The following is a 2,721-nucleotide window of genomic DNA, read 5'->3' on the forward strand; positions in this document are numbered from 1 at the left end:
TTGCTGTTCGACTAAAGCCGCTAACCCATCAATGGATTTACGCATAGTGCGCAGTTGTGGTGCGTTTAATAGATTCTTAAAGGAGGAGTTGTACTACTTCGGTCGTGTATAAAGCACCGACCTTAAGTAATGGGGAAATCCCGGAGCTGAGTGTAGCATGGTCGGAAAAGGCGTTCTGAGGGCTAGAAGTCAAAGCCCAAGACTGGCGTCAGCTAAGATGCTATGGCTAAGCCCATACTGGTTGAAGTCCATCAGCAACAGTGGGTAACTAAGTCGTCCCCCTCGAAAGACCTCTGGCAGACAACGGGGTGGGCTCCGACCCTCAACTGAGATATGCGTAGTTGAATCAAGGGCAGAAGTTCGGAGCCGCAGGCCAAACTGCAAAGCAGTACAGGTAAAAGTTGCGGAAAGACAGCCTAAGGCATCAGGAACTATGAACGCGTAACTGCGGGATCGCCTAAGGGGAGTCATCCCTATGGTGACGGAGCGATCGTATTAGTCAAATGCCTGACATAACAGTCAGGACATGGCAAAGGGTCGCAGGTATTAATCATCTGGAAGAGAGGTAATCACAATGGAGGTCGCCAAAACGACAGCTGGCGGATTGGCTCAAATTCGGATGCTTGCAGAGTAAAACCGGAAAGATAAAAACCGCGTTAACCGAAAACTCTACCGGTTGCTATGTGATGAAACGGTACTGATTACCGCTTATGAAAACATCAAAAGCAAAGCCAGTAACATGACAAAGGGCTCTGATTACAGGACTCTTGACGGGTACTCACTCCAAATGATCAGGACAGTGATTCAGGAGCTTGAGACTGAAAATTTTCAGTTTTCTCCCGTGAGAGTTCAGGAGATTCCAAAGAAAAGCGGAAAATTCCGTCAGCTGGGCATTGCTCCACCACCGGAAAAGGTCATACAGGAAGCCATGAGAATGAATTTTGAGGCTATTTATGAACCGACTTTCAGTCGCAGGAGTCACGGATATCGTCCAGTGAAAGGATGCCATACAGCGTTAAAGCAGGTCTATAACCAATGGAAAGGTGTCAAATGGATTGTTGAGGGTGATATTAAGGGATTTTTTGATAATGTAGATCACCACGTGCTGATTGGTATCTTGCGAAAGCGAATAGAGGATGAGCGATTTTAAATCCGATCCCAAGGGGCACACTTCCAAACATAAAAGTGGCCATGCGAAACGGGCAACACTTGCACGTACTGGTGCGGGCACCATAAGGCTCGAAGCTCCGATCATGGAGCTGATGGGCAAACTGGTTGAGGATGGATTTGCTAAGAAAGGGTCTTTTAAGGGAAAAGCGCGTAGAGATTTAATCCCGAGACAGGAATGGGAAATAGTCATGTACTACAACTCGATCTTGGGAGGAGTTCTGAACTACTACTCTTTCGCTGCCAACAGGTCAAAAATGAGCTGGATTGTATACACGCTTCAAAGATCATTGATGCATACATTAGCGAGCAGGAGGCGCTGTTCAACCCGGCAAGTTTTGAAGAAAGGCAACGGTAAGATTACAGCCTTGAAGACAACTAAAGATGGTATGCGACAGGTTGATTTTAATGGATACGGCAATAACCTGTCCCTGAAGGTGAACCAGAAAGCATTTAATGTCAGCGGCAAAGGTCTTGATCCTGAGAAATTATTGAGATGCATCATGTCCGGCATATCCGCAAGATGGGTCAGGAAGCCAAAGGCTTTAGCAAGGTAATGGCGCAAATCAACCGGAAGCAAATACCGGTCTGTCGTGACTGCCACATGAAAGTTCATGACGGAAAGTACGACGGCATGAAGCTGTCGGAACTAGCCGATCAGGCGTTGGCAATGTGGTAAATCTGCGAGATATTAATACTGGAGAGCGTAGTGCATTGAAAGGTGCATGCTGCGTTCGGGGGCAGGCTGTTGGTTACCAGCTTGGGAAGTTCGTCAACCTCGAACCTCCATACAAGTCACGGTGCTGGCAGTCGAGCCTACTCGACGTATTCGGTATAGAGATAGACAGCAACCTCACCTGCGGGATGAATCACGATACCGCCTGCAATGCTTTGATCAGAGCTGCTGCTTGTTCAGGGGCTGCTTCGATTCGTATGGAATCCATATAGAGGATCACCTGAGAAGGCGGAGAAGGTTCTGGCTGAACAACGGCCAGAGGTATCAGCTTATCGTCAGGCTGAGCAAGTAGCTTGCGCTTCCAGTAAAAGAACAGGTGCTGCTTGATATCATGTTTTTTACACCATACAGAGGCCGAAAGTCCGGATTGCTGCCAGTCGTTCATCCGTTCTTGCCAGAGTAAATGATTTTGTTTGCGCGCTTCAGGTTTCATAGATTTCTCCGTTTTGAAACCTGAAGTATTAAAGGATATGGCTTTCTTTGGAATGTGGGGTTAATTTACCGTTTATCTTGTACTGTCATACTCTTATATAATCGCCATCCATCAAGGGCCAGAAACCCAATACTCTATGATGTTTCCGCACTAGCTTCGAAATAGCGATTCCGGAAAGAGGTCCTATCAACTATTCAGATGAACTTCATTCTCATCGGCGATCTCATAGGCTGGAAACAGCAGCAGATGAAGCTCTAAGTTGCCGGAAAAAAAGCATGGTTACAGAAGGTGCAACCATTGCTACAGAGCCTTTTGAAAAATATTAAAAAGCTAGATGGCTTAGTATTTCAACAATCCATTTGACACCTTTCCATTGGTTATAGAC

Annotated in this window: 4 protein-coding genes; 3 read left to right on the forward strand and 1 reads right to left on the reverse strand. The window is 46.5% G+C overall.

Features of this window, described 5'->3' with window-relative positions:
- Nucleotides 1-739: 739 nt before the first annotated feature.
- Genes KDK18_RS11335 through KDK18_RS11345 form a run of 3 tightly spaced genes read left to right on the forward strand, consistent with a single transcriptional unit; the run spans nucleotide 740 to nucleotide 1,846 of the window.
- The gene (locus KDK18_RS11335; RefSeq protein WP_257255013.1) at nucleotides 740-1,150 is read left to right on the forward strand and encodes a reverse transcriptase/maturase family protein; all 411 of its coding nucleotides are present in this window, start codon (nucleotides 740-742) and stop codon (nucleotides 1,148-1,150) included.
- Nucleotides 1,137-1,724, forward strand: coding sequence for a group II intron reverse transcriptase/maturase (locus KDK18_RS11340; protein ID WP_257255014.1), 588 nt, complete (start codon nucleotides 1,137-1,139; stop codon nucleotides 1,722-1,724). Before KDK18_RS11335 ends, KDK18_RS11340 begins: the two co-directional genes overlap by 14 nt.
- Nucleotides 1,691-1,846, forward strand: coding sequence for a hypothetical protein (locus KDK18_RS11345; RefSeq protein WP_373691171.1), 156 nt, complete (start codon nucleotides 1,691-1,693; stop codon nucleotides 1,844-1,846). Before KDK18_RS11340 ends, KDK18_RS11345 begins: the two co-directional genes overlap by 34 nt.
- 190 nt (nucleotides 1,847-2,036) lie before the next feature.
- Here KDK18_RS11345 and KDK18_RS11350 read toward each other — a convergent pair whose 3' ends face one another.
- The gene (locus KDK18_RS11350) at nucleotides 2,037-2,336 is read right to left on the reverse strand and encodes a hypothetical protein (protein WP_257255016.1); all 300 of its coding nucleotides are present in this window, start codon (nucleotides 2,334-2,336) and stop codon (nucleotides 2,037-2,039) included.
- Nucleotides 2,337-2,721 lie beyond the last annotated feature (385 nt).

Source organism: Endozoicomonas sp. SESOKO3 (genome assembly GCF_024606255.1).

Coding starts and splice junctions, on each gene's coding strand:
- KDK18_RS11335 (WP_257255013.1), top strand. CDS start 740: ATGACAAAGGGCTCTGATTACAGGACTCTTGACGGGTACTCACTCCAA.
- KDK18_RS11340 (WP_257255014.1), top strand. CDS start 1,137: ATGAGCGATTTTAAATCCGATCCCAAGGGGCACACTTCCAAACATAAA.
- KDK18_RS11345 (WP_373691171.1), top strand. CDS start 1,691: ATGGGTCAGGAAGCCAAAGGCTTTAGCAAGGTAATGGCGCAAATCAAC.
- KDK18_RS11350 (WP_257255016.1), bottom strand. CDS start 2,336: ATGAAACCTGAAGCGCGCAAACAAAATCATTTACTCTGGCAAGAACGG.